Source organism: Streptomyces luteolus (assembly GCF_029968015.1).
Classification (GTDB): Bacteria; Actinomycetota; Actinomycetes; order Streptomycetales; family Streptomycetaceae; genus Streptomyces; species Streptomyces luteolus.
The window spans coordinates 17796-42466 of sequence record NZ_JASCIS010000014.1 but is presented as its reverse complement, the minus strand read 5'-3'; the positions used below and the strand labels follow the sequence as shown (position 1 = coordinate 42466).

The 24671-nt window shown below is 72.1% G+C and carries 20 protein-coding genes; 7 read left to right on the top strand and 13 right to left on the bottom strand.

All coding sequences use genetic code 11. The features are described from left to right. Positions 1-560: 560 nt before the first annotated feature. Complete coding sequence (locus QIT00_RS15905; RefSeq protein ID WP_282535915.1) at positions 561-1457, bottom strand: LysR family transcriptional regulator; 897 nt, start codon at positions 1455-1457, stop codon at positions 561-563. A 96-nt stretch (positions 1458-1553) separates the two neighbouring features. Between QIT00_RS15905 and QIT00_RS15900 the strand changes: the two genes are divergently transcribed. The 3 genes from QIT00_RS15900 to QIT00_RS15890 are packed head-to-tail and all read left to right on the top strand — an operon-like array spanning position 1554 to position 5020. Next, positions 1554-2267, top strand: coding sequence for a succinate dehydrogenase (locus tag QIT00_RS15900; RefSeq protein WP_282535914.1), 714 nt, complete (start codon positions 1554-1556; stop codon positions 2265-2267). Then, positions 2268-4271 (top strand): fumarate reductase/succinate dehydrogenase flavoprotein subunit, encoded by a 2004-nt coding sequence (locus QIT00_RS15895; protein ID WP_282535913.1) that lies wholly within the window; start codon positions 2268-2270, stop codon positions 4269-4271. Next, a complete protein-coding gene (locus QIT00_RS15890) occupies positions 4271-5020 on the top strand; it encodes a succinate dehydrogenase/fumarate reductase iron-sulfur subunit (protein ID WP_282535912.1) in 750 nt (249 codons plus the stop codon). The genes QIT00_RS15895 and QIT00_RS15890 overlap by 1 nt, the downstream gene beginning before the upstream one ends. Before the next feature lie 198 nt (positions 5021-5218). On the opposite strand, the gene QIT00_RS15885 is transcribed toward QIT00_RS15890, so the two are convergent. Beyond that, entirely contained in the window at positions 5219-6073 is an 855-nt protein-coding gene (locus tag QIT00_RS15885; protein WP_282535911.1) for a helix-turn-helix domain-containing protein, read from the bottom strand. 160 nt (positions 6074-6233) lie between these two features. Between QIT00_RS15885 and QIT00_RS15880 the strand changes: the two genes are divergently transcribed. After that, a complete protein-coding gene (locus QIT00_RS15880; protein ID WP_282535910.1) occupies positions 6234-6818 on the top strand; it encodes a YceI family protein in 585 nt (194 codons plus the stop codon). Here the strand turns inward: QIT00_RS15880 and QIT00_RS15875 are convergent. The 5 genes from QIT00_RS15875 to QIT00_RS15860 all read right to left on the bottom strand — a co-directional run bounded on the left by QIT00_RS15875 (position 6806) and on the right by QIT00_RS15860 (position 13633). Continuing rightward, the gene (locus QIT00_RS15875) at positions 6806-9178 is read right to left on the bottom strand and encodes an excinuclease ABC subunit UvrA (RefSeq protein ID WP_282535909.1); all 2373 of its coding nucleotides are present in this window, start codon (positions 9176-9178) and stop codon (positions 6806-6808) included. The genes QIT00_RS15880 and QIT00_RS15875 overlap by 13 nt on opposite strands. A gap of 84 nt (positions 9179-9262) precedes the next feature. Then, positions 9263-10594, bottom strand: coding sequence for an SPFH domain-containing protein (locus tag QIT00_RS15870; protein ID WP_282535908.1), 1332 nt, complete (start codon positions 10592-10594; stop codon positions 9263-9265). Further along, entirely contained in the window at positions 10591-12258 is a 1668-nt protein-coding gene (locus QIT00_RS15865) for an SPFH domain-containing protein (protein WP_282535907.1), read from the bottom strand. Before QIT00_RS15865 ends, QIT00_RS15870 begins: the two co-directional genes overlap by 4 nt. An 80-nt stretch (positions 12259-12338) precedes the next feature. After that, positions 12339-12590 (bottom strand): DUF4328 domain-containing protein, encoded by a 252-nt coding sequence (locus QIT00_RS38935; RefSeq protein WP_408909783.1) that lies wholly within the window; start codon positions 12588-12590, stop codon positions 12339-12341. A gap of 56 nt (positions 12591-12646) precedes the next feature. Then, the gene (locus QIT00_RS15860; RefSeq protein WP_282536021.1) at positions 12647-13633 is read right to left on the bottom strand and encodes an LLM class flavin-dependent oxidoreductase; all 987 of its coding nucleotides are present in this window, start codon (positions 13631-13633) and stop codon (positions 12647-12649) included. 217 nt (positions 13634-13850) lie between these two features. On the opposite strand from QIT00_RS15860, the gene QIT00_RS15855 reads away from it, so the two are divergent. Then, positions 13851-14339, top strand: a complete 489-nt coding sequence (locus QIT00_RS15855; RefSeq protein WP_282535906.1) for a phosphatase domain-containing protein — start codon at positions 13851-13853, stop codon at positions 14337-14339. Positions 14340-14698: 359 nt separating this feature from the next. On the opposite strand, the gene QIT00_RS15850 is transcribed toward QIT00_RS15855, so the two are convergent. Continuing rightward, positions 14699-14917, bottom strand: a complete 219-nt coding sequence (locus QIT00_RS15850; protein WP_282535905.1) for a dodecin — start codon at positions 14915-14917, stop codon at positions 14699-14701. Positions 14918-15157: 240 nt separating this feature from the next. On the opposite strand from QIT00_RS15850, the gene QIT00_RS15845 reads away from it, so the two are divergent. After that, the gene (locus tag QIT00_RS15845) at positions 15158-16327 is read left to right on the top strand and encodes an extracellular solute-binding protein (protein WP_408909781.1); all 1170 of its coding nucleotides are present in this window, start codon (positions 15158-15160) and stop codon (positions 16325-16327) included. Positions 16328-16471: 144 nt separating this feature from the next. On the opposite strand, the gene QIT00_RS15840 is transcribed toward QIT00_RS15845, so the two are convergent. From QIT00_RS15840 to egtA, 5 genes are read right to left on the bottom strand one after another with little or no spacing between them, the layout of a single operon-like run. Further along, positions 16472-16819 carry a PAS domain S-box protein gene (locus QIT00_RS15840; protein WP_282535904.1) on the bottom strand — a complete coding sequence of 116 codons (348 nt, stop codon included), beginning with the start codon at positions 16817-16819 and terminating at the stop codon, positions 16472-16474. A gap of 37 nt (positions 16820-16856) precedes the next feature. Beyond that, positions 16857-17819 (bottom strand): L-histidine N(alpha)-methyltransferase, encoded by a 963-nt coding sequence (egtD, locus tag QIT00_RS15835; protein ID WP_282535903.1) that lies wholly within the window; start codon positions 17817-17819, stop codon positions 16857-16859. Further along, a complete protein-coding gene (egtC, locus tag QIT00_RS15830; RefSeq protein ID WP_282535902.1) occupies positions 17816-18583 on the bottom strand; it encodes an ergothioneine biosynthesis protein EgtC in 768 nt (255 codons plus the stop codon). Before egtC ends, egtD begins: the two co-directional genes overlap by 4 nt. After that, entirely contained in the window at positions 18583-19938 is a 1356-nt protein-coding gene (gene egtB / locus QIT00_RS15825) for an ergothioneine biosynthesis protein EgtB (protein ID WP_282535901.1), read from the bottom strand. The genes egtC and egtB overlap by 1 nt, the downstream gene beginning before the upstream one ends. Then, positions 19935-21224 (bottom strand): ergothioneine biosynthesis glutamate--cysteine ligase EgtA, encoded by a 1290-nt coding sequence (gene egtA / locus QIT00_RS15820; RefSeq protein WP_282535900.1) that lies wholly within the window; start codon positions 21222-21224, stop codon positions 19935-19937. The genes egtB and egtA overlap by 4 nt, the downstream gene beginning before the upstream one ends. Positions 21225-21593: 369 nt before the next feature. Here egtA and QIT00_RS15815 point away from each other — a divergent pair, with 369 nt between their 5' ends. Further along, positions 21594-24620, top strand: coding sequence for a family 16 glycoside hydrolase (locus QIT00_RS15815; protein ID WP_282535899.1), 3027 nt, complete (start codon positions 21594-21596; stop codon positions 24618-24620). The last annotated feature ends 51 nt before the right edge of the window (positions 24621-24671 follow it).

The following is a 24671-nucleotide window of genomic DNA, read 5'->3' as shown; positions in this document are numbered from 1 at the left end:
ACAGGGGGCAAAGCCCCCTGCCTCCCCTTCGCCTTCCGGCCGCGGTCAACCTCCCCTCGGGTGGGCGGGTCCCCCTCCCACTCCCTGGGCCCGCCCCGGCCAGCTGCAGCTGTTCCGCGGGGCGGTGCCCTCCCTCTCCCCTCCCGCTGTGTGCAGCTGGTCGGCGGGGCGGTGCCCTCCCTCGCTCTCCCTCCCCGCTGTGGCCAGCTGGTCCGCCGGGCGGTGCCTTTCCTCTCCCTTCCCGCTGTGTGCAGCTGGTCGGCAGGGCGGTGCCCTCCCTCTCCCCCCCCGCTGTGGGCAGCTGGTCCGCCAGGGGCGATGGGGGTCCCCCCTGCTCGAACGAAGTTGAGAGCTTGGGGGAGGGTGGGCACAGCCCCCGGTGCCGGGTGCGTTTCCGTTGTGCGTCCAGGTGCACGCCGAACGTGGCTGGTCGCGCAGTTCCCCGCGCCCCCTATCGGGGCACGTCCTGCCGGGGTCGGTGCGCAGCCGCGTGCACGCCGGTGGGGGCTGGTCGCGCAGTTCCCCGCGCCCCTGGCGGGGCACTCCGGCCGCACCCGGAGTCAGCCGGTGCGGGAAGCCTCCGTCAGCATTCGCTGGAGTTCGCGGGCCGCCCGAGGCGGAGCCACGTCGCTGCGGTGGGCCAGGGCGATCGTCCGGTGGAGGCCGGGGCGGGTCAGCGGGGTGACCCGGAGACCCCGGCCCGCCCGCGCAGCGACCATGCGCGGGACCACCGCCACCCCCAGCCCCGCCCGCACGAACCCGAGAACCGCGTCCATCTCACCGCCCTCCACCGCGAAGTCCGGCTCGAACCCCGCGGCGCGGCACGCGGCGACTGTGAGTTCCCGCAGGTCGTAGCCGTGCCGGAACATCACGAGGTGTTCGCGCTGCAGGTCTGAGACACGCACGGAACGGCCCCGCGTACCCGGCGCGGGCGCCTCCGGTGAGGAGACCACCACCAGGTCCTCGCGCAGCAGCTCCAGCGTCGTCAGGGCGGGGGAGGGCGACGGCAGCGGCAGGACCACCAGGGCCAGGTCGAGCGCGCCGCGGGCCAGCTCGCGTACGAGATCGTGGGAGCCGCCCTCCTCGATGAGCAGGCGGATGCCCGGATAGCGGTCGTGGAAGTCGCGCAGCACGTCCGGGAGCAGGCCCGTGCAGAGCGAGGGCGTCGCGCCGAGCCGGACCCGGCCGCGCTCCAGGCGGCCGAGTTCCTGCACCTCCTGCCGGGCGGTGTCCGCGTCAGCGAGGATCCGCCGGGCGAGCGGGAGGAGGGTCTCGCCCGCGTCCGTCAGGGCGATGTTGCCCCGTGCCCGGCTGAACAGCGCCGCGCCCAACTCCCGCTCCAGCGCCCGGATCTGCTGGGAGAGCGAGGGCTGCGCCACGTGGACCTGCTCGGCGGCCCGGGTGAAGTGCCGGGTCTCGGCCACGGCGACGAAGTATTGGAGCTGCTGCAGCTGCATAAGGACCAGCGTACGCGGTTGATAGGCATCAGCTATCGAGATGAGCCGTACAAGATCTTGGACCTCTGGGGCCTTCGGCCTCTAGCGTCTTGAACCATGGCTCTGGCAACGCGGGCAACGCGGACGGACCGACGGCCGTCGAAGACACCCACCTTCTGGGACTCGACCGTCGGCAAGAAGACGGTGATGGCCGTGAGCGGCCTCGTCATGCTCCTGTATCTGGTCGTCCACATGCTGGGCAACCTCAAGATCTTCTTCGGGACCGACGAGTTCAACGGCTACGCGCACTGGCTGCGCACCGTCGGCGAGCCCTTCATGCACTACGAGTGGACGCTCTGGCTGGTCCGCATCGTCCTCGTCCTGGCCGTCGTGGCACACGCCGTCTCCGCGTACCAGCTGAGCCGGCGGGACATCAAGGCGCGGCCGACCCCGTACGTGCACAAGCGGAAGCGCGCGAGCTACGCGACGCGCACGATGCGCTGGGGCGGCGTCATCCTCGGCCTGTTCATCGTCTGGCACCTGCTCGACCTGACCACCCTCACCGTCAACGAGCACGCGGTGCACGGCGAGGCCTACCAGAACGTCGTCGCGACCTTCTCCACCTGGTACGGCAACGTCATCTACCTCGTCGCCATGGTCGCCCTCGGCTTCCACGTCCGGCACGGCTTCTGGAGCGCGGCCCAGACCCTCGGCGTCGGCAGTGCCGCCCGGGACCGTGCCCTGAAGACCGCCGCCAACGGGCTCGCACTGCTCCTGACCGTGGGCTTCGTCTCCGTACCCGTCGCCGTCATGACCGGAGTGGTGAGCTGAATGAAGACCCCTGATTCCTACGGTTCCTACGGTTCCTACGGTTCCTACGGTTCCTACGGCTCCTACGCCGACTACGCCACCGGCGAGCCGATCGCCGACGCCAAGGCGCCCACCGGGCCGATAGCGGAGCGCTGGGACACCCGCCGCTTCGAGGCCAAGCTGGTCAACCCCGCCAACCGCCGCAAGCACACCGTGATCGTCGTCGGCACCGGCCTCGCGGGCGGCTCCGCGGGCGCGACGCTCGCCGAACAGGGCTACCACGTCGTCCAGTTCTGCTACCAGGACTCCCCGCGCCGCGCCCACTCCATCGCCGCGCAGGGCGGCATCAACGCCGCGAAGAACTACCGCAACGACGGCGACTCGGTTCACCGGCTGTTCTACGACACCGTCAAGGGCGGCGACTTCCGCGCCCGCGAGTCCAATGTGCACCGGCTCGCGCAGATCTCCGTCGAGATCATCGACCAGTGCGTCGCGCAGGGCGTGCCGTTCGCCCGCGAGTACGGCGGTCTGCTCGACACCCGCTCCTTCGGCGGCGTGCAGGTCTCCCGTACGTTCTACGCCCGCGGCCAGACGGGCCAGCAGCTGCTGCTCGGCGCGTACCAGGCGCTGTCCCGGCAGATCGCCGCGGGGAATGTCGAGCTGCATCCCCGTACCGAGATGCTGGACGTGATCGTGGTGGACGGGAGGGCCCGCGGCATCGTCGCCCGTGACCTGATCACCGGCAAGATCGAGACGTACTTCGCGGACGCGGTGGTGCTCGCCTCCGGCGGCTACGGCAACGTCTTCTACCTCTCGACCAACGCCATGAACTCCAACGCCACGGCGGTCTGGCGGGCCCATCGCCGGGGCGCGTACTTCGCCAACCCCTGCTTCACGCAGATCCACCCCACCTGCATCCCGCGCACCGGCGACCACCAGTCGAAGCTGACGCTGATGTCGGAGTCGCTGCGCAACGACGGCCGCATCTGGGTGCCCAAGGCCAAGGGCGACGACCGGCCGCCGAACAAGATCCCCGAGGACGAGCGCGACTACTACCTGGAGCGCGTCTACCCGTCCTTCGGCAACCTCGTGCCCCGCGACATCGCGTCCCGCGCCGCGAAGAACGTCTGCGACGAAGGGAGGGGAGTGGGCCCCGGCGGCCAGGGCGTGTACCTGGACTTCGCCGACGCCATCCAGCGCATGGGCCGCAAGGCGGTCGAGGCCAAGTACGGCAACCTCTTCGACATGTACGCACGGATCACCGACGAGGACCCGTACTCGGTCCCGATGCGGATCTACCCCGCCGTGCACTACACGATGGGCGGCCTGTGGGTCGACTACGACCTCCAGACCACCGTCCCCGGCCTCTTCGCCGTCGGTGAGGCCAACTTCTCCGACCACGGCGCGAACCGCCTGGGCGCGAGCGCGTTGATGCAGGGGCTGGCCGACGGCTACTTCGTCCTCCCCTCCACCATCAACGACTACCTCGCGCGCAACCCGCTGGGGGACGAGGTCGACGCCGGACACCCCGTCGTACGCGAGGTCCTTGACGAGACCGAGGGCCGCATCGCGCGTCTGCTCGCGGTCGACGGCGACCGCACCCCGGACTCCTTCCACCGCGAACTCGGCGAGGTCATGTGGGAGTTCTGCGGCATGGCCCGCACCGAGGAGGGCCTGCGCAAGGCACTCGACCGGATCCCGCAGATCCGCGAGGAGTTCTGGCGCCGCATCAAGGTCCCCGGGGTCGGCGAGGAGTTCAACCAGTCCCTGGAGAAGGCCAACCGGATCGTCGACTACCTGGAGCTCGCCGAGCTCATGTGCCTCGACGCCCTGCACCGCGCCGAGTCCTGCGGCGGCCACTTCCGCGAGGAGTCCCAGACCCCGGACGGCGAGGCCGAGCGACGCGACGAGCAGTTCTCGTACGCGGCGGCCTGGGAGTTCACGGGTACGGGCGAGGCCCCGACCCTCCACAAGGAAGACCTGGTCTTCGAGTACGTCCACCCCACACAGCGGAGCTACGCCTGATGAAGCTGACCCTGCGCGTCTGGCGGCAGCGCAACGCCGACGCCGACGGCTCCATGTCCACGTACGAGGTCGACGGCATCTCGTCCGACATGTCCTTCCTGGAGATGCTGGACACGCTGAACGAGGAACTGATCCTCAAGGGCGAGGACCCGGTCGCCTTCGACCACGACTGCCGCGAAGGCATCTGCGGCGCCTGCTCGTTGGTGATCAACGGCGACGCCCACGGCCCCGAGCGCACCACCACCTGCCAGCTGCACATGCGCTCGTTCCGGGACGGCGACACGATCGACATCGAGCCGTGGCGCGCCTCCGCGTTCCCGGTCGTCAAGGACCTGGTCGTGGACCGCTCCTCCTTCGACCGGATCATCCAGGCGGGCGGCTACGTCTCGGCACCGACGGGCTCGGCTCCCGAGGCGCACGCCACCCCCGTCCCGAAGCCGGACGCCGACTACGCCTTCGAGCACGCCGAGTGCATCGGCTGCGGCGCGTGCGTCGCGGCCTGCCCGAACGGTTCGGCGATGCTGTTCACCTCGGCCAAGGTGAACCATCTGAACGTCCTTCCCCAGGGCGCCCCCGAGCGCGAGACCCGCGTGCTCGACATGGTCGGCCAGATGGACGCGGAGGGCTTCGGCGGCTGCACGCTCACCGGCGCATGCGCGACGGCGTGCCCGAAGGGGATTCCGTTGCCGTCGATCGCGGCGATGAACAAGGAGTTTCTGCGGGCTACTCGGAAGGTGTCGCGGGGCTGAGGCTTCTTTTTTCCCCTACCCGCCCCTTCCCGAAGTCCTGCCGGATGGGCCTCCTCAATCGCCGGAGGGGCTCAATTTGAGCCCCAGACCGGCAAATTCAGCCCCTCCGGCGTTTGAGGAGCGGGGGTCCGGGGGCGGAGCCCCCGAAGCTCCGCAGGATTTCGGGAAGGGGCGGGGAGGGGAGGAAATCCAGCCTGGTCAGTCGCCCACCGCCCGCAACCCGCCCGGCCGCAAACCCTGCAACCGGTCAAGCGCCCGCCCCGTCGCCGCGTCCGCGGGCAAGTGGATCAGTACGTGTTGGCCGTCCGTCTCCGGGAGGGCCAACGTCTCGTAGGCCAGGCGGAGTTCGCCGACCTCCGGGTGGATGAAGCGGGTCACTCCCGTCGGGGCAGGGAGGTGGGGCGGGGCGGCGATACGGTCGGCGAAGGGGGCGCCCGCGGTGATCGTCAACTCCTTGACCAGCTCCGCGACATACGGGTCCTTGCGGCTCAAGTCGTAGTGCAGCGCGGCCACTTGTTCGTCCGCGACATGCTCCCAGTCCGGGTAGGCCTCCCGGGCGCGCGGGTCCGTGAAGAGGTAGCGAAGGTGGCTCGGCGGGTCCTCGTCCAGGGCACCGACGGGGCCGACCAGGCGCGCGTAGGCCTCCGTGTAGGCGACTGACTCGCCGAGGAGGTTCTGGACGACGGCCGGTGTCGGTTCGAGGCGGTCGAGGAGTGCGCGCACCGTGGGCCGCACCTCGCGGGCCGGCATCGGCGCGGCCCCGCACATGTAGTGCCCCTCCTCGGCCTTCAGGAGGTGCCGCAGCTGGGCGCGGGCCTCCAGCGGCAGCCGCATCGCGTCGCAGAGCGCGGCGAGAACCTGCGCCGAGGGGTGGCGGTCGCGGCCCTGCTCCAGGCGGGCCAGGTACTCGACGCTGATCCCGGCCAGCATCGCCAGCTCCGCGCGGCGCAGGCCCGGCGTGCGGCGGCGCGGCCCGGCGGGCAGGCCCACGTCGGCGGGCGTCACGGACTCACGGCAGCCGCGCAGGTACGCGCCGAGTTTGTTGTCGCTCACCCGTCGATCGTACGGTCGCGCCCCGCGCTCAGGGTGGCCCTGCCACTACCAGCCTGGCCACTACCAGACTGCGCGCTACTAGCCTGCCCGCTACCGGCCCAGCCGCTGCCCGCCTCGGCCCGGCCTTCCTCCGGGCCCGCCCGCCGCGCAGGGTGGCCGTATGACTTCGTACAGCGCCGCCAAGGCCACCCCCGTACTGCCGCTGCCCGCCGGGACCTGGGAGTTCGACCCGTTGCACTCCGCCGTCGGGTTCACCATCCGCCACCTCGGCATCGCCAAGGTCCGGGGCCGGTTCAACCAGCTCGACGCCTCGCTCGTCGTCGGCGAGGACCTGGGGTCCAGCTCCGTCTCCGCGACCGTCGCCCTCGACTCCGTCGACACCGGCAACGCCGACCGGGACGCGCACGTCCGCGCCTCCGACCTGCTTGACGTCGCCAAGCGGCCCACCATGACGTTCCGGTCGACCCGTATCGAGGGCGGGGGCGAGGACTGGACCCTCGCCGGCGACCTGACCATCGGCGACGTGACGCGGCCGATCAGCTTCGCCGTCGAGTTCGGAGGCCTGGTCGAGTCGCCCATCGACGGCGGTACGCACGCCGGGTTCGAGGCCACCGGGGAGCTGCGCCGCAGCGAGTACGGCCTTGACTTCGCGCCCGGCCTGCTCGGCGAGGTCGTGAAGATCAACCTCGATGTGCAGTTCGTGGCCCCGCAGACTCAGGCCCCCGTCGAGGCTCAGGCCTCCTGAGCAAGGGCCAGGGCCGCCGCCAGATAGGGCGCCGTCCTGCTCCCCGCCGCCCGCGCGACCCGCGCGGGCGGCCCCGCCGCGACGATCCGGCCGCCCTCGTCGCCACCGCCGGGCCCGAGGTCGATCACCCAGTCCGCGTCCGCCACCACGGCCATGTCGTGCTCGACGACCACGACCGTGTTGCCCGCGTCCACCAGGCCGTGCAGCTGCCGCATCAGGACCTCCGCGTCGGCCGGGTGCAGACCGGTCGTCGGCTCGTCGAGCACGTACAGGGTGTGGCCGCGCCGGGCCCGCTGGAGTTCACTGGCCAGCTTGATGCGCTGCGCCTCGCCGCCCGACAGCTCCGTCGCGGGCTGGCCGAGCCGCAGATAGCCGAGGCCCACGTCGAGCAGAGCGGCCAGGCTGCGCGCCACCGCCGGTACGTCCGCGAAGAACGCGGCGGCCGCCTCCACGGTCAGGCCGAGCACCTCGGCGATGGTCCGCCCCCGGTACGTGACCTCCAGGGTCTCGGGGTTGTAGCGGGCGCCGCCGCAGTCCGGGCACGGCGCGTACGTACTGGGCAGGAACAGCAGCTCCACCGAGACGAAGCCCTCGCCCTGGCAGGTCTCGCAGCGGCCGCCGGTCACGTTGAAGGAGAACCGGCCGACGCGGTAGCCGCGCGCCCGCGCCTCGTCCGTCTCGGCGAACACCTTGCGGACCACGTCGAAGAGGCCCGTGTACGTCGCGAGGTTGGAGCGCGGCGTACGGCCGATCGGCCGCTGGTCGACCTGGACCACACGGCTCACGGAGTCCAACTCCTCGGCGACCAGGGGGAGTTCCTGTCCGGCCAGGGTCGACTTGCCCGAGCCCGAGACGCCCGTGACCGCGGTGAACGTGCCGAGCGGGAACTCCGCGTCGACACCCCGCAGGTTGTGCCGCGTCACCCCGGCCAGCTCCAGCCAGCCGTCCGGCTCGCGCACCGCACGCGTACCGGCCCGCGGCGGCCCGAACAGGAAGCGCCGGGTCGCCGACTCCTCGACCTCCGCGAGCGACGCCACCGGCCCGCTGTGCAGCACCTGTCCGCCGTGCTCGCCCGCGCGCGGGCCCACGTCGACCAGCCAGTCGGCGCGGCGTACGACATCGAGGTGGTGCTCGACCACGAACACCGAGTTGCCCGCCGCCTTCAGCCGGTCCAGAACCATGAGAAGCGCCTCCGTGTCCGCCGGGTGCAGGCCCGCCGACGGCTCGTCCAGGACGTACACCACACCGAAGAGGCCCGAGCGCAACTGCGTGGCCAGGCGCAGGCGTTGGAGTTCACCCGCGGAGAGCGTGGGCGTCGAGCGGTCCAACCCCAGGTACCCCAGGCCGAGTTCGGTGATGACCTCGATCCGGGCGAGCAGGTCGGCGGTGAGTACGCGGGCCGTCTCGTCGCCGTCGGCCGCACGCAGCAGGGACGCCAGGGCGGTCAGCGGCAGGGCCGCCAACTCCGCGATCGTGCGGCCCGCGAACGTCACCGCGAGCGCCTCGGGCCGCAGCCGCCGCCCCTCGCACGCCGGACACGGAGCACTCTCCAGGAACCGCTCGGCCTTGGCGCGCAGGGTCTGGCTCTTCGAGTCGGCGAACGTCTTCATCACGTACCGCCGGGCACTCATGTACGTGCCCTGGTACGGGCGGTGGATACGGCCCGCGTCCCGCACCGGGTGCACCGTGACGACCGGCTGCTCGTCCGTGAACAGGATCCAGTCCCGCTCCCGCCGCGGCAGTTCGCGCCAGGGCCGGTCCACGTCGTACCCGAGCGCGTCCAGAACGTCCCGCAGGTTCTTGCCCTGCCACGCGCCCGGCCACGCCGCGATCGCGCCCTCCCGGATCGAGAGCGCCGGGTCGGGGACGAGCAGCGCCTCCGTCGTACGGTGCACCAGGCCCAGGCCGTGGCAGTCCGGGCAGGCGCCCGCGGCCGTGTTCGGCGAGAACGCGTCGGAGTCGAGGCGGTCGGCGCCCGCCGGGTAGTCGCCCGCGCGGGAGAACAGCATCCGCAGCGAGTTGGAGAGCGTCGTTACCGTGCCCACCGAGGAGCGCGAGCTGGGCGCGGAGCGCCGCTGCTCCAGGGAGACCGCCGGCGGAAGCCCGCTGATCTCGCCCACCTTCGGCGCCCCCACCTGGTGGATCAGACGGCGCGCGTACGGCGCCACGGACTCGAAGTACCGCCGCTGCGCCTCCGCGTAGATCGTCCCGAACGCGAGCGAGGACTTCCCCGAGCCGGACACCCCGGTGAACGCCACGAGCATGTCCCGCGGCACGTCCACGTCCACACCCCGCAGATTGTGCTCACGGGCACCGCGGACGCGGACGTACGGGTCGTGCTCATGGGGGCTGATCGACACGGGGCGCTCCGCGGGGACTGGAGGGGGCAAACCCCACGATTCTAGGTCGTCCGCGCGCGCCCCGTGTCGTCACTGTGCCGTCACTCAGTCCTCGGCGCCGTGCTCCTCGTCCTGCCCCAGGAGCCGGGTGTCGAGCGCGGGCAGGGCGGTCGGCGTCGACGTGAGGCGCGGCAGCAGCTGGGCCGCGAGCAGCGTCGACAGGGCCGAGGTGTCACCGGCACCGTCCGTGCGGACCACCACCGGCTGCGGCGCCCGCGACGCCAGCTCGGCGCCCACTTCGAGGCGGCGGCGGGCCAGTTCGTACTGCAGCACCGCGCGGTTGTCGCGGTAGGCCTTGGCGAGGGCCCGCTGCGCACGGGACTCGTTCTCCGCGGAGATCAGGCCGCTGCGGCCGCGCGTCTCGATCTCGAACCGCACCCGCTGGGCGTTGGTCTCCTGCTCCTCCAGGAGCTGCGCGACCTCCTCACGGGCCTTGTTCAGCGCCGCCTTCACCTCGACGATACGGGCGTCGCGCACCTTCTTGGCCCGCTCGATGTCCATACCGAGCTGGTCGATACGGCGCTTGCGGGTCAGGCCCCACTCCTGCTCGTAGGCCGTGCGCTCCTTGGCGACCTGCTCGCGGGTCGCCAGGTGCTGCTGGTACTGGGCGGGCAGCTGCACGTCCGGGATGTTGGAGCCGGTGATCCGCACGCCGTAGCGGGAGAGCTGGTTGTTCAGCAGCTCCTGCATGTCCGCCACGTCCGAGCCGCGCAGGTCGTACGCCCGCTCGGTCTGGATGAGGCGGGCCCGCTGCCGGATCGCGTCCTGGACGGCGCTGGAAAGCACCAGGTCGAAGTTGCCCGCGCCGATCGTACGGACGAAGTGCACCGCGTCCGTGATCCGGAACTTCAGGAAGAACTCGATCGACCGCAGCGGCACGTTCTCCCGCGTCGGACAGGCCATCACCGGCGCGGAGTACGGGATCTCGGTGGCGACGTCGACCACGAAGTCCACCCGCGACCACGGGTGCCACAGGTAGTGCCGGCCCGCGTCCAGGGTGCGGGTGACCGCGCCGTAGCGGGTCAGCACGCCGTGGGTGCCCTGCTCGATCTCGACGATGGAGGACCGCCACCACCAGAGCCCGCCGATGAGGAGCAGCACCGCCCCGGCGACGTACGCGAGCGTGGACAGCGTGCCGTACGCGACGTCCGAGACGCTGCCCTCACCGCCCGCGCGCAGGCCCAGCATCACACCGCTGACCAGGGCGAAGAGCCCGGCCCAGAGCGGCAGCATCCACCACAGCTTGCGCTGGTGCCGGGGGATGATCACGGGGATCAGGGTGCCCGCCTCGCCGCCGCGAAGGAGTTGGGCGATATTGCTCCAGGAGGCCACGGTCTCGGAGATGACCGACCTCTCCTTGGTACGCGCGCCGCTCATTCGCCGGCCTCCTCGATCACGCCGTCCGCCTCGATGTCCAGATCCGTGCCGGTGGTGGCCACGACCTCGGTGCGTGCCGCGGGCACGGTGGGACGCTCCGTCTCGACGGCCTGCAGCAGCGCGTCGATCTCCGTCTGGCGTCCGGCGATCCGCTCGGCGACCTCGCCGAGCCGGGTCCGTACGGCCGCCATGTCCGCCTCCGAGAACAGCTCCGTGCCGCGCTCGCCCACCAGCTCACGGGCCAGTTGCAGGAAGTCGACGCCGGCCGCGCCGTCGCCGTCCGCCGAGCCGCCGATGCGGACGAGGCGCGGCAGATGGTCGGCGACCTGTTCGAGGGTGTCGAAGACCTGCTGCTGGTAGCGGTATTCGAGGATCTCCGGCGCCTCCGCCGCGGTCACCGCGCGGATGTCGAGCGCCTGCGCCTCCAGGAGCGCGGCGTTCGCCTTGGCCTCGGACTCGGCCTGGACGTAGCGCTGGCGCGCCAGGGCCTGGGCGCGGTTGGTCTCGCGCTCCACGGCGGTGTCCATCTGCGCCTGGTACTGCGCGATGTCCGCCTGGATCGCGGAGAGCGTCTCCTGGCTGGTCGCCAGCTCCTTGGTCAGATCGCCCTCGTCCTGCTCCTTGCGCAGCTGCAGCGCGTACTCGTGGGTGTACGCCTCCTTGGCGACCCGCACCATCTCCGGGGCCGCCAGGTCCATGCGGTAGTTGCGGTCGGAGGGTTCGGCGTGCGTGATGTTCGCGTTGGTCAGCTCGACGGCCGGACGGAACTGCTGGTTCAGCTGCTCCAGGAGCCGTCCGGTGTCCTCGCCGACCATGTCGTAGATCCCGGCCGCCTCCTGCTCGTAGATGAGCGAGCGGATGGTCTCGCTGACCGCGTTGTTGAGCTTCTCCTCGAAGCCGCGCACCGCGCCGAGGGTGTACACGAACTCGGTCGGGTCGCTGATCCGGAACTGGATGAACAGATCGATCGACGCCTTGACGCCGCCCTTGGTCGGGGCCTCGCGCACGGGGGCGTTGAAGGGGTACTCACGCGTCGTGTTGACGATGTACGACACCCGCTTCCACGGGCTGAGCAGCACCACCCGGCCGGGGCCGACCACCTTCTCCAGCTTGCCGAAGCGGGTGATCAGGGCGTGGCAGCCGTCCGGCACCATCACCATGCCCTGGCGCCACCACACGAAGGCCACGGCGAGCACCGAGATGATCCAGTAGTGGATGCCGAACAGCGGGTTGGTGAGGGGCGATGCGTCCGTCGCCGAGACGATGACGGTCCCGACGACACCGGCCACGAGCAGCATCAGGACCGGCAGCATGCTCAGCAGCGAACGCCCCTTGGGCAGCACCATCGGGCAGATGGCGTGCACCTTCTCCAGGCCGTCCCGCTGCTGCTCGCTGCGGTTGAGGGCCTCCCCGGCGTCGTCGAGCGACACCGTCTTCTGCACCATGACGGTGTCGATGGAGCCGCCCTGCTCGCGGGCGGCGGGGAAGTCCGCCGGGTCCATGCCGTCCTGCTCGGCCTCGTGCCGCCGGTCCGCGCCGTCCTGCCCGCCGCCGGACACCCCGGTCCGCCGCCGCAGTTCGTTCTCGGCGAGCTGCCGAGGATCGCTGCCTGACGCCAGGGCCTGAGCCACGCCGCGCACTCTCTGTGCCCGTGCTCGTGCCACGATTCCCCCATTTCTGTTGTTCACGTCTCCGCAGACGTCGATGCGCGCGTCTGCCGCCGCCCATCCCACACCATCGGGGGCTACGTCCGCGCGGGCGGGCCCGAACCGGGCCGCTGCTTGCCACCGAGGACGAGTGGGGGAGCGGGCCGGTTCCAGCACGTGGATGCCCAGGTCCGGCGGGGCGGACTGGACGCGTGCCGGATGTCGTCGGCGATCTGCCTCAGCAGCACGAGGTTGCCGAAGGGGATGAACCAGCCTGATACGGCAGTGCGCCGGTCGTAGCGCAGGCGGCTCGTACGAAGCCCCGCACCCCGGCGCGACGCGGAGCCCACGAACCGCCGCGGGCCAGGCCGCACGGCCCGGGGGTCAGGCCGCACGCTCCCGGGGGTCAGCCGGCGGCCGCTCCCAGGCCGGCGACGCGGGCGAGCCCGCGGTACGAGTCGAGCAGCGCTTCGCGGTCGTACGTCGACGTCGTCACCAGGACCTCGTCCGCACCGCTCGCCACGACAAGGTCCGCCAGGGCGGCGGCCACCTCGTCCTCCGTGCCGTGCACGTGTCCGGCGAGGCCCTGCTCGTAGAACTCCCGCTCCCTGGGCGTCATTTCGCGCGCCTCGATCTCCTCGGCCGGGGCGAGCGGCGGGAAGACGCCGTGGGTGCGGGAGTACGCCATCGACCAGGCCTCGGGGATCAGGAGCCGCCGCGCCGCCGCCTTGTCGGGGGCCACGGCCACGGTGCCGGAGATGATCACGTACGGCTCGTCGGCCCAGACGGACGGCTTGAAGCCTTCGCGGTAGCGGTCGATGGCCGTCAGCATGCGGCCGCGGCCGCGCAGATCGCCGATCACCAGCGGCAGCCCGGCCGCCGCCGCGATATCGGCGCCCTCACCCATCGCCAGGACGTACGGCGGGACGCGCAGTCCTTCCGCCGGGTGCGCGTGCACCTGCGGGTGGTCGGTCTGGCCGCCGGTGAGGAAGCCGAGCAGGGAGTTCAGCTGGGTGCCGAAGTCGCGGGCGTCGTCCTTGTCCCGGCCGAGGGCCTTGCGCACCCCGCCCGTGAAGCCCACGGAACGGCCGAGGCCCATGTCGATCCGGCCGGGAAACAGCGATTCGAGCACGCCGAACTGCTCGGCCACGACCAGGGGTTGATGGTTCGGCAGCATCACCCCGCCGGTGCCGACCCGGATCGTGCGCGTCGCCCCGGCCACCGCCGCCGCGAGCACGGTCGGCGCGGAACCCGCGACGCCGGGCACGCTGTGGTGCTCGGAGACCCAGAACCGGTGATAGCCGAGCGCCTCCACCTGCTGAGCGAACGCCACGGTGGCGCGGAGCGCCGAGGGCGCGTCCTGGCCCTCCAGGGTGCGGGAGCGGTCGAGCACGGAGAACCGGGTCTTGGCGGGTGCCGGGAGTGCCGCGGTCGGTGCGGCCGGCGAGGTCGGCGAGGTCGGCGAGGTCGGCGAGGTCGGTGCGGGTGGCGCGGGCGGTGCGGTCGGTGAGGTCGGTGCGGGTGGCGCGGGCGGTGCGGTCGGTGAGGTCACGGTCCGTACAACGCGGGACGCCTGCGCCTGCTTCCCGGGCTCTCGTTACGCTGGCCGGATGGACCACGCACCCCGCCCGGTCGCCGTGTTCGACCTGGACAACACCCTCGCCGACACCGCGCACCGGCAGCACTTCCTGGAGGTCAGGCCGCGCGACTGGAACGGCTTCTTCGCCGCCGCGCCCGACGACCCGCCGCTCGCCGAGGGGCTCGCCCTGGTCCGGACGCACGCCGAGGAGTGCGAGATCCAGTACCTCACCGGCCGGCCCGAGCGCTGCCGCGCCGACACGGAGGACTGGCTGGAGCGGTACGGGCTGCCCGACGGGCGGATCTGGATGCGGCGCGACAGCGACCGCAGGCCCGCCCGGCACACCAAGCTGGACGTACTGCGGCGACTGGCCCGCGCCCGCGAGGTCCGCGTCCTCGTGGACGACGACGAACTGGTCTGCGAGGCCGCACGGCACGCGGGATTCACGGTCGTACGGGCGGCTTGGGCGGACTCGTCGGCCGAGCTGAGGGATGCGCAGGAGCGGGAGGGGCGGACGTGAGGCGGTCGGACGGCGTCCGGCACGGTTGACTCGGGCGCCGTCGATCGCCCTCCGGGCTCGTCCTCAAGCGCCGGACGGGCTGTGCTCGACCCGTCGTTCGGCTGCCGCGCCGTCGTGGCTGGTCGCGCCCCGCGGCGGAGCCGCAGATGTCACAGCCCCGCGCCCCTATTGGGTGCCCCCTTCGGCCCTCGTCCTGCAAATTCAGCCCGTCCGGCGTTTGAGGACGAGCGCGGAGCGCGATACGGGGTCCGGGGCGGAGCCCCGAAGCGGGGGCCCGGGGGCGCGGCCCCCGGAGGCCGTCCGCTGAGGACTTTCGGGAAGGGGCGGGGAGGGGAAGTGCACGCCGAACCCGCCGCGCCTCAGCCCTCCGCGTCCTCCATGCGGAAGCCGACCTTGAGGCCGACCTGGTAGTGCTCGATCTGCCCGTCGACGATGTGGCCGCGGACCTGGGTCACCTCGAACCAGTCGAGGCCGCGCACCGTCTGGGCGGCGCGGGCGATGCCGTTGCGGATGGCCTGATCGACTCCCTCGTGCGAGGTGCCGACGATCTCGGAGACCCGGTAGGTGTGGTCGGACATGGCGGCCGCACTCCTTTCGCGTGGTGACTCCACCACCGTGCCCCAGGGCGCGGGCGGGCGCGAGGCGACCGACGGTCGTCGAGATGCCCAGGGCCGGAACCTTGACCCTTCCGTTGGTCCATACCAAAATCCCCAGCCACACCCGTGCAAGCGGCCGGGCGGCCGTCCCCCGTACCGTCCCTCCCGCTTACCCCCCACGTCGGGCGATCCTCCCGTGTCCGCACACCGAAGGTGACCCACGTGAAGCAACGCCTCGTCGCGACCTGTCTGGCCCTGGCCGCCGTCCTGCCGCTGGGCGGCTGCGGACTCCTCCCCGGCGGGGAGGAACGCGACACCGTGACGGTGTGGCTGATGAAGGGCAGCGCCTCCGACGCGTTCGTCCGCCGCTTCACGGCGGAGTTCGAGCGTGAGCACACCGGGCTCCGACTCGACGTACAGGTACAGGACTGGACCGGTGTCGGCGCGAAGGTGACCGCCGCGCTGCGCAGCGGCTCCGCCGCCGCTCCGGACGTGATCGAGGTCGGCAACACGCAGGTCGCGCAGTACGTGGACGAGGCCGAACTGCTCGATCTGTCCCTGGAGTCCATGCGCGACTGGGGCATGGACGACTGGCTGCCCGGCCTCGCCGAACCCGGCAACCACCGGGGCGCGCAGTACGGCATCCCCTGGTACGCCGCCAACCGTGTCGTCGTCTACCGCAAGGACCTGTTCCGCGACGCGGGCCTCGGCCGCCCGCCGGCCACGCGGGACGAGTGGCTGACGTACACGAAGCGTCTCAACTCCGCCGGAAACCAAGGGATCTACCTGGCCGGGCAGGACTGGTACACGCTCGCCGGGTTCGTCTGGGAGGAGGGCGGCGAGCTCGCCGAGGAGAAGGCGGGGCGCTGGCGCGGCACGCTGCACAGCCCGGCCGCGCTGCGCGGTATGGACTTCTACCGCCGGCTCCAGGAGCTGGGCCGGGGCCCCAAGGACGCCGACGAGGAGACGCCGCCGCAGGCCGAGGTGTTCGCGCGCGGGGACGTCGCGCAGATCGTGTCCGTACCCGGTGCGGCCGAGGCGATCGAGGAGAAGAACCCCGAACTGAAGGGAAAACTGGGGTTCTTCCCCATTCCGGGGCGCCGGTCCGGGCAGCCCGCGGCCGTCTTCACCGGCGGCTCGGACCTGATCGTGCCCGAGCGCAGCGATGTCCAGCGGGGCGCCGTCGCCGTCATCGACGCGCTGGTCGGGCGCAAGTGGCAGACGGAGCTGGCCCGCACCATGCACCACGTCCCCAACAAGGCGAAGCTCGCGGACGCGGTACGGGACGTGCCGGGTGTCGCCGCGATGGCCGAGGGCGCGGCCCGCGGACGCGCGACCCCGGCGTCGCCGCGCGCCGCTTCCGCGGAGATCACGAAGGCCTTGCGAGGGTAGGGGCGCGCCTTCGTTTCCCCCTCCCCGCCCCTTCCCGAAAGTCCTCGCCGGACGGGCCTCCTCAATCGCCGGAGGGGCTGAAAATCAGCCCCTCCGGCGATTGAGGAGCGGGGGTCCGGGGGCTGGCCCCCGTGGCGGCGCCGCTCAGCCTAACGGCCGCACCCCCGTGCTCCCCTCGCTCGCATAGATCCCCATCGCGCCGAGCGCCGCGCCCAGGCCGTCGCACAGCACCAACAGGCGCCCCGCGTACAGGCGTTCCGTGCCGTCCGCGCACAGGACCGGCAGGTCCGCCGCGAGGTCCTTGATCTGCGGGTGGGCCATCGCGCGCCCGAACCCCGCCCAGTGCGCCTCGCGCAGCCGCTCGGGGACAAGCAGGTCCAGCTTCCGGCCCACGGCCTCCGGCGCGGAGTGGCCGAACAGCCGCTCCGCGCCGTCGTTCCACTGCGTGATCGTCCCGTGGACGTCGGCGACGACGATCGCGTGATACGTCATACGTCCAGTGCAGCACGCGCCCGCCGGCGCCGCGCCCTCACGCCACCCGCGACAGGGACAGCGCGAACCGCCCCTCCGCGTCCGTCCACCAGTGCGCCGGCGTCAGACCCGCCGCGGTGAGCTCGGCGCGTACGCCCTCCTCGCGGAACTTCGCCGAGATCTCCGTCCGCAGCTCCTCGCCCGCCGCGAAGTCCACCGCCAGTTCGAGTTCGGCGATTTTCACCGACATGTCCGTGCGGGCCCGCAGCCGCATCTCGATCCACTCCCGCTCCCGGTCCCAGCGGGCCACGTGCGTGAAGGCGTCCGGGTCGAAGTCGGCGCCCAGCTCGCGGTTGATGACGTTCAGGACGTTCTTGTTGAACTCGGCCGTCACCCCGGCCGCGTCGTCGTACGCCGCCACCAGGGTCCCCTCGTCCTTGACCAGGTCGGTGCCGAGCAGCAGCGCGTCGCCCGGCGAGAGCAGCGCGCGCACCGACGCGAGGAACGCGGCGCGCTCCGCGGGCAGCAGGTTGCCGAGCGTGCCGCCGAGGAACGCCACCAGGCGCGGGCCGGGTGTGGCGGGCAGCGTGAGCGGGGCGGTGAAGTCGGCGATCAGGGCGTGCACGTCGAGCGCGGGGTGCTCCGCGCGCAACGCCTCACCGGCCTGCCGCAGCGCGCTCTCGCTGACGTCGACCGGGACGTACATCGCCAACTCGCCGAAGGCGTCGAGGAGATGGCGGGTCTTGTCCGACGAGCCCGAGCCCAGCTCGATCAGCGTACGGGCCCCGGTCGCCGCCGCGATCTCCCCGGCGCGGGCCAGCAGGATCTCCCGCTCGGCCCGGGTCGGGTAGTACTCGGGCAGCGTGGTGATCTCGTCGAAGAGTTCGCTGCCGCGCGCGTCGTAGAACCACTTCGGCGGCAGCGTCTTGGGCGAGGCGGTCAGGCCGCTGCGGACGTCGGCGCGCAGGGCGGCGCCGGTCGCGTCCTCGGGCAGGGTGCGGGTGAACTGCAACGTGCTCACGCCATCGGCTCCTTCGGCTCAGGGTCCTTCAACGGGGTCGGCAGCACGTCCGTGCGGCTCGCGGTCAGCAGCGTCCGGTCGGGCACCTCGCGCCACTCGGGGTCGTCGTCGTACGGCTCGGAGGCCACGACCGCGCGCCCGCCCCCCGCCAGGTACCAGAGGCTGTCGCCCCAGGCCGTCGCCGCGATCTGCGTGCCGTCCGTGACGAGGAGGTTGAGGCGCGAGCCGGGCGCGGCGGCCGCGACGTCCGTGACCGTGTCGGCGAGCGCCTGCGGCAGCTCGTCCCCGGACCGCAGCCGGTGCAGGAGCAGCGCCCATACGAGCGCCGAGTCGCAGCGCGCCTCCAGGGAGAGGAGTTCCTCAACCGGCAGTGAACGGGCAAGCTCCGCAACCGAGTTGGGCCAACCCGCCACCATCCCGTTGTGGCTGAACAGCCACGGCCCGTACGTGAACGGGGCCGCCGCGGCCTCCCCGTCCGCGCCCGCGCGCGTCGCGTCCCGCACCGCGCCGAGGAACGCGCCGCTGCGCACCACCCGTGCCAGATCGGCGAAGGACAGGTCGCTCCAGACAGGCCCGGCGCGCCGGTAGCGGGCGGGCGCCGGGTCGCCGTCCGCGTACCAACCCACGCCGAAACCATCGGCGTTGACCGTCCCGTGCCGCTGCCGGCGCGGCGCCCAGGACTGGACGAACAGGCTGTGCGGCGGGCGGACGAGGAGGTCGCCGAGGGGTGCGGGCGGGCCGAGGAAGGCCAGATGGCGGCACATCAGCGCACCTCCGCCTGCCCGTGGGCCTCCTCCGGCCGCGCGTCCCGCGCCGTACGGAATCCGGAGAAGATCTGCCGCCGCACCGGATAGTCCCAGTTGCGGAACGTGCCCCGGCAGGCCACCTGGTCCACGGCGAACGAACCGCCGCGCAGCACTTTGTGGTCGCCGCCGAAGAACACCTCCGAGTACTCGCGGTACGGGAACGCCACGAACCCCGGATAGGGCAGGAAGTCGCTCGCCGTCCACTCCCATACGTCACCGATCAACTGCCGTACGCCCAAGGGTGATTGGCCCGCCTCGTACGCTCCCGCGGCGGCCGGGCGGAGGTGGCGCTGACCGAGGTTGGCGCGGTCTGGGGTGGGGTCGGCGTCGCCCCACGGGTAGCGGCGTGAGCGGTCGGCGGCCGGGTCGTGCCGGGCGGCCTTCTCCCACTCGGCCTCGGTCGGCAGACGGCGCCCGGCCCAGCGGGCGTAGGCGTCCGCCTCGTACCAACTCACGTGCAGGACCGGCTCGTCGGGCGGGATCGGCTCCGTCACCCCGAAGCGGCGGCGCAGCCACTGTCCGCCCTCACGGCGCCAGAACAGCGGCGCCACGAGACCGTGCTCGCGCATGTGCGGCAAGGCCGCCGGGTCCCACCAGCGCGGCTCTTCGTAGCCGCCGTCGGCCATGAACTCCAGATACGCGCCGCACGTCACCGGGGTCGTGTCGATCCAGTACGCCGCCACGTCGCGGCGGTGCGCCGGGCGCTCGTTGTCCAGGGCCCAGGGCTCGGTCGACGTGCCCATGGTGAACGGGCCGCCGGGGACGAGGACTTCGCGGGCCTTCGGCGGGCTTGTCACCGCGGCTGGTTCGGGGGCCGTGAGCGCGGCCGGGCCCTTGCGGAGCTGGTGGGTGATCAGCATCGTCTCGTCGTGCTGCTGCTCGTGCTGCGCGATCATGCCGAACGCGAACGCCGCGTCCACCAGGGCCGAGCCGCGCAGCACACTCGTGTCCAGGACGTCCAGGGCCCGGCCCCGCACCTCCGCCGCGTACCGGTGCGCCTCGTCCGGCGGCAGCAGCGGCAGCGCGGGGCGCTCCGCGCGCGGGTGCTCGAACGCGTCGTACACCGAGTCGATCTCGGGCCGCATCGGTTCGCGCCCGGCCACGGCGCGTAGCAGCCACTGCTCCTCCTGGTTGCCGATGTGCGCGAGGTCCCACACCAGCGGGGACATCAACGGCGAGTGCTGCGCGGTCAGTTCGGCCTCGTCCACGCAGGTCGTGAGCAGCCGGGTGCGGTCCCGCGCGGCGGTCAGGGCGGCGCGCGCGGCGGTGCGCAGCGCGTCCTCGTCCCGGGCGTCGATGGGGGTGCCGTTCACGTGGTCGTCCTCCCGTTCACTTCGTCGAGCAGGTCGTCGGCGGGGCAGCGGCCGCGCGCGACATGGCGCTCCGCGAACGCGCCGACGGCGTCCACGACCGCCGCAGGCGCGCCACGCCGCGGCAGCGCCTCCAGGGCGGCGGTGAAACAGTCCGCGGCGGCCTCGCGCAGCTCCGGGTCGGCCAGGCCGTGGCGCGCCGCGTCCAGCCAGAGCGGGTTGCGGGGCGCGGGCCTGACCCGGCCGTCCTCGCCCGCCGCCCGCTCGGCCAGCGGCTTCACGGTGCGGTACGCCCGCTCCGCGGCCTGCGGGTCCTCGAACAGCGCCTCGGTCACGGCGAGCGGCACGAGCCAGCCGTCCCGGCCCGGCTGCGCGTCGATCATGCGCAGCTCCAGATGGCCGCGCGGCCGCACCGGCGGGAACAGCGTGGTCAGGTGGTAGTCCACGTCCGCGCGGGTCGGCGGCCGGGGCAGCGCACCGCCGCGCAGCCAGTCCCGGAAGCTGACCCGCTCCGGCACCAGCCACGGCCCCTCGGGTGTACGGACACACATCACCGGAGCGTCCAGGACGTGCCGCGCCCACGCGTCCCGGGGCTCGGCGGACTCCGGGGGAGCGGCACTGCGGCCCGGCTCGATGGCCGCCCACACCGCCTGCCGGGTGGAGCGCCAGCCCGTCGGACGGCCCCGGTCGAGCGGGGAGTTGGCGAACGCGGCGACCAGGACGGCGCCGAGCAGATGGGCCAGGCGCCAGCGCCGCCCGTGCCCGAGCGGGCCCGGCTCCTCGTACCCGGCGTCGAGGCAGATCTGCACCGACGCGGTGGAGCACATCATGGCGCGCCCGGCGGGCCCGGTGCGGTCGAAGTACCGCTCCATGGCGACGTACCGCGCATCGTCGAGCAGGCGGCGCGGCGGGTGCCAGGGGTCCTGGCCGAGGCCGGAGAGACCGAGCCCCAGAGCGCCCAGGGTGCGGCGGGCGAGCCGGAGGTCGGCGGAGACGGAGGTGACGCACTCCGTCAGGGACGCGGCGGGCAGCGAGCTCAGCTCCAGCTGGCCGCCGGGTTCGACCGTCAGGGCCGAACTCAGGGGCAGGGCACGCAGTGCGGCGGTCGCCGCCGCGCGCCGTTCGGGGGTGACGGGCAGGCGGGGGGCGCGCAACTCGTGGACGAGCCATTCGAGTTCCACGCCCACGGCGGCGGGCGGACCGGTCTTGAAGCAGATGCCGTGGACGAGCGCCTCCACCTCGTCCTCGGTGACCGGAGCGTCGTGCTCCGTACAGTCGGCCTCACTCATAGGTCGATCCTTCTGTCGAAGGGCGTCACCCGCGAAGCGTGGGCGGCGCGTGCACAGCCATCAACCCAAGACCGTCGCCGCCGTCCGCACAAGACCGCCCCACCGGCCGCGGATGAACGATGAACGTCGGGAACGTCGGGCTCGGGAACGTCGGGCTCGGCAACGTCGGCTCAGGAGCGTCGGGCTCCGGAAGGTCGGGCGGTCGCGGGAGCGGCTCTTCATCAACTCCCTGTCACTTTCTCCTTTTTGAGGACAAAGGCATGGACGGGCCTCGCAGGCGTCCCTACGCTGAGCGTCGCTCTGCCGCGGAAATCTGCGCAACCCCAGCAGAACTCTGCTTCGCCCCAGCGGAATCACGCAGGAGGAAGAGTGAAGCCACGCCCCGCGCTGCCCTTACGCCACAGACGCCGTACGTCATTACAAGCTACCGGACTGCTGCTCACCGCGCTTTTCGGCGCCTGCCTGGCCGGACCGGCGGCCGCCGACGATCCCCCGCGCCCCTTCGCCGACCTGCCGCCGCAGGAACCCGGCCTCACCCTTCGCGTGTTCGACATCCAGACCCCGCTCACCGAACTCTGCGCGCTCAAGCCCGCGCAGACCCCGAACGTCGACAAGCTCGTCCCCGCGGCCGACTGGAACTCCACCGAGGGCTTCGGGTTCAGCGACCACTTCGTCTCCCAGCTCAGCGGCAACCTGAACGTGCCCGAGGCGGGCACCTACGGATTCCGGCTGACCAGCGACGACGGCTCCCGACTGCTGCTCGGCGGACAGCAGGTGATCGACCACGACGGGCTGCACGGGGCCGAGCCCAAGGACGGCGAGATCACGCTCGACGCCGGCTACCGGTCGCTGCGCATCGACCACTTCGACGCGGGCGGCGACCAGCGGGTCACCCTGGAGTGGAAGCCGCCGGGCGCCACCGCCTTCACGGCCGTACCGGAGTCCGTGCTCAGCACCGACGCCGACGTCGTACGCGTCACCGCACCCGGCCGCAAGGAGTGCGAGGGCGGCACCGACACCCCCGGCGACGGGCTGCCGCTGACCGAGGTCAACCCCGGCTACACCCTCACCGATCTGCGCCCCGAGGGCTTCGAACCGCAGGTCTCCGCGATGGACTGGCTCCCCGACGACCGGCTCGCGATCACCACCTGGGGCGGCAGCGAGCAGACCGGGGGCGAGGTGTACCTCCTCGACCACGTCACCGGCGACACCGGCCCCGAGAAGGTCACGTACAAGAAGATCGCCGACGGGCTCAAGGAGCCCATGGGCATCGTGCACGTGGACGGCAAGCTCTACGTCTCCGAGAAGCACCAGCTCACCGAGCTCGACGACACCGACGGCGACGACGTCGTCGACGAGAAGCGCAAGGTCGCCGACTGGCCTTACGGCGGGAACTTCCACGAGTTCGCCTTCGGCCTGCTCTACGACAAGGGCTCCTTCTACCTGAACCTCTCCGTGGCCATCGACTACGGCGGCGCGACAACCGATCCGCAGCCCGCGAAGAACCGCGGCACCACCATCAAGGTCGACAAGGACACCGGCAAGGTCAGCTACCTCGCCGGCGGCCTGCGCACCCCGAACGGCATCGGGCGCGGCCCCGACGACGAACTGTTCGTCACCGACAACCAGGGCGGCTGGCTGCCCGCGTCCAAGCTGATGCACGTCAAGCAGGACCGCTTCTTCAACCACCGCACCAACCCGCCGGGCCCCTTCGACGACAAGCCCGTCACCAAGCCGGTGCTGTGGCTGCCGCAGAACGAGATCGCCAACTCGCCCAGTACACCGATGCGGTTGAAGGACGGCCCGTTCGCCGGGCAGATGGTCTTCGGCGACGTCACCTACGGCGGACTGCAACGCGCCGACCTGGAGAAGGTCGACGGCGCGTACCAGGGCGCGGTGTTCCGGCACACCCAGGGCCTGGAGGCGGGCGTCAGCCGGATCAGCACCGGGCCCGACGGCGCGCTCTACACCGGCGGCCTCGGCGCCGACGGCAACTGGGGCCAGGCGGGCAAACTCCGCTTCGGCCTGCAGAAACTCACCCCCAACGGCAAGACCGCGTTCGACATCAAGACCATGCGCGCCACGCGGGACGGCTTCGAACTCACCTACACCAAGCCCCTGTCGGACGAGACCGCCGCCGAGCTGACCGAGGGCGCCTACTCCGTCGCCCAATGGAGGTACGCGCCGACCCCCGCCTACGGCGGCCCCAAGGTCGACGAGGAGGCGCTGCCCGTCACCTCGGCGAAGCTCTCCGACGACCGCCGCAAGGTCACACTGACCATCCCCGGCCTGAAGAGCGACCGTGTCGTGCACGTCCGTTCGCCGCGCCCCTTCTCCGCCGAGGGCGGGGAGCAGCTCTGGTCCACCGAGGCCTGGTACACGCTCAACGCCAAGCCGGGCCCGGACGAACCCGTCACCACGTACGACGCCGAGTCGGCGGCGCTTTCCGGCGGCGCGTCCATCGACACCGAGCACGCCGGGTACACCGGCGGCGGATTCGTCGACGGCCTCGGCGAGCAGGGCGCCACGGTGCGCTTCGACGTCCACGTGGACAAGGCGGGCAGCTACGACGTGGGCCTCCGCTACGCCAACGGCCCCTATCCCGAGGCAGGCACCAAGACGCTCGGCGTCAGCGTCAACGGCGGCGAGCCGCGCCGGACCCGCCTGCCCGACACCGGCGAGTGGAACCGCTGGTCGACGTCGACCGAACGCCTCGACCTGCGCAAGGGCCGCAACACGATCACGTACGCGGTCGGCGCGGGCGACACCGGGCACGTGAACCTCGACGCCCTTGAGGTGCGGCGCCCGGGCGAGCGGATCGACCTGTTCTCCGGCGGCAGCATCGCCACGGCATGGCAGCACACCGACGGCCGCGCCCCCGAGTGGCCGCACACCGCCGAGCGGTCCATGGAGGTCTGCTGCGGCGACCTGCGCACGAAACAGCACTTCCGGGACTTCAGACTGCACGTAGAGTTCCGGGTGCCGAAGCTCCCCGACGACGTCACCGGCCAGGACCGAGGCAACAGCGGCGTCTACTTGCAAGAGCGCTACGAGGTGCAGATCCTCGACTCGTACGGGGTGAAGGAGCTCGCGAACAACGAAGCAGCGGCGATCTACCTGAAGAAGGCCGCCGACCGGAACATGGCGAAGCCGCCGGAGACCTGGCAGACGTACGACATCACGTTCCGGGCGGCGCGCTTCGGCGACGACGGGAAGAAGACCGAGGACGCCCGGATCACCGTCGTCTGGAACGGCGAGAAGGTGCACGACGACGTGGCCGTGGACGGCCCCACCGGCGCGGGCGCCCCGGAGTCCGCCGCCGCGGGGGCGATCCGGCTCCAGGACCACGGCAACAAGGTGCGGTTCCGGGATGTGTGGGTGGAGCCGCTGACCTGATCTGTCCTGATCTGTCCTGTCCTGACCTGACCTGACCTGACCTGACCTGAC

Excerpts from the sequence above, each read along its gene's own strand:
- QIT00_RS15905 (WP_282535915.1), bottom strand. The coding sequence starts at position 1,457 with ATGCAGCTGCAGCAGCTCCAATACTTCGTCGCCGTGGCCGAGACCCGG.
- QIT00_RS15900 (WP_282535914.1), top strand. The coding sequence starts at position 1,554 with ATGGCTCTGGCAACGCGGGCAACGCGGACGGACCGACGGCCGTCGAAG.
- QIT00_RS15895 (WP_282535913.1), top strand. The coding sequence starts at position 2,268 with ATGAAGACCCCTGATTCCTACGGTTCCTACGGTTCCTACGGTTCCTAC.
- QIT00_RS15890 (WP_282535912.1), top strand. The coding sequence starts at position 4,271 with ATGAAGCTGACCCTGCGCGTCTGGCGGCAGCGCAACGCCGACGCCGAC.
- QIT00_RS15880 (WP_282535910.1), top strand. The coding sequence starts at position 6,234 with ATGACTTCGTACAGCGCCGCCAAGGCCACCCCCGTACTGCCGCTGCCC.
- QIT00_RS15870 (WP_282535908.1), bottom strand. The coding sequence starts at position 10,594 with ATGAGCGGCGCGCGTACCAAGGAGAGGTCGGTCATCTCCGAGACCGTG.
- QIT00_RS15855 (WP_282535906.1), top strand. The coding sequence starts at position 13,851 with ATGGACCACGCACCCCGCCCGGTCGCCGTGTTCGACCTGGACAACACC.
- QIT00_RS15850 (WP_282535905.1), bottom strand. The coding sequence starts at position 14,917 with ATGTCCGACCACACCTACCGGGTCTCCGAGATCGTCGGCACCTCGCAC.
- QIT00_RS15840 (WP_282535904.1), bottom strand. The coding sequence starts at position 16,819 with ATGACGTATCACGCGATCGTCGTCGCCGACGTCCACGGGACGATCACG.
- egtC (WP_282535902.1), bottom strand. The coding sequence starts at position 18,583 with ATGTGCCGCCATCTGGCCTTCCTCGGCCCGCCCGCACCCCTCGGCGAC.
- egtA (WP_282535900.1), bottom strand. The coding sequence starts at position 21,224 with ATGAGTGAGGCCGACTGTACGGAGCACGACGCTCCGGTCACCGAGGAC.